Annotated in this window: 1 protein-coding gene and 1 pseudogene; both read right to left on the minus strand. The window is 73.5% G+C overall.

Translation table 11 applies throughout. The annotated features are described in order from the left end of the window. Positions 1-26: 26 nt before the first annotated feature. Positions 27-344 (minus strand): annotated as a pseudogene (locus AB0B01_RS30880) (M1 family peptidase); the annotation flags it as partial. Between the two features lie 276 nt (positions 345-620). After that, positions 621-1,122 (minus strand): sortase (locus AB0B01_RS30885; protein WP_361726312.1); only part of this gene is annotated, 502 nt, incomplete at its 5' end.

The raw sequence follows: 1,122 nt of genomic DNA on the forward strand, positions 1-1,122 counted from the left end.
AAGGTGAGGGTGGCGGTGCTGCATCAGGACGGCAGTGTGACGCTCTGGGAGAGCGTGTCGGTGTGCGTGCTGCCGACCCCGTTCAGCCAGGCGAAGTAGGTTCCGCCGTGGGCGCTCTGACCGGCGCGGTTGGTGATGACGCTGGTCGACGACTGGATCCAGGGTGAAGTACCGCTCTCCAAGCCGCCGTTGGCCACCACCTGGGCCGGGGCGCAGGCGCCGGCCGCCGGCGCGGTCGGTGCGGTCGGTGCGGCGGACGCCGGGGTGACGGACAGGCAGGCGGCGGCCAACGCTGCGAGGGCGAGTGCGCTCGCAGAGCGGGTCTTGTGGGGGGTGGGTCTCACGCGTAACTCCTTTGAGACGGCCGGGATCCCGGCCTGCTCGAATGACCGCCCGCCCGGCTTGGGTGCGCCGGAGGGCGGTCGGGGCAGCGCGGATCGCTTGCGCGACCGCTGTGGTGAGAGTTCTGCCGTGCCCCGAGGAGCGGGGCGAGGGCTGCCGAAAGCCTGTCAGATTTGACTGGGGCATGCCATCAGGAGCCGGTAAAGGCGTGCGCGTTTCGCCGCCCTGGACGTCGCGCACCGGCGCGCGGGCGGCCGGCCCCCCGGCATCCAGGTGCGCTACGCGCCCGACGGGGCGGCGGAGGCCTTGCGCAGCACGCCGATCTTGTCGATGCGGTGCTCCGGGTTGCCCTGCGGGTCGCTCCAGTAGTTGCCCGCGGCGTGATCCTCCGGTGTGGCGCAGGTGGAGATGGTGATCATGGCCTGGGTGGGGGCCTTCCCGGGCGCCCCGGGGACGGCGGCGCGCTGCTCGCTCAGCGAGCGTTCCGAGCGGAACGACGTGGTGCGCGTCGCGACGATCTCGTACGTGTAGACCACGTCGCCCACGGTCACGAGGACCGGGTCGCCCTCGTCCGCGGCGGGCAGGTCGTGCAGGGGGCCGCCCGCCGAGAGGCGGTGCGCGGTGACCAGGAAATTGCCCACCTGGCCGGGCCCGACGCCGCCCCGGCCGCCGTACGGGCTGGCCGCCACGCCGAGGTCCTGGAGGGTGAGGGCCGCGGTCAGGCCCGAGATGCCGGCGCCGACGACCACGACGCGGGCGGGGGTGACGGGCTTCTTGTCG

It is taken from the genome of Streptomyces sp. NPDC044571 (genome assembly GCF_040647115.1).
In the GTDB taxonomy this organism is placed as follows: Bacteria; Actinomycetota; Actinomycetes; order Streptomycetales; family Streptomycetaceae; genus Streptomyces.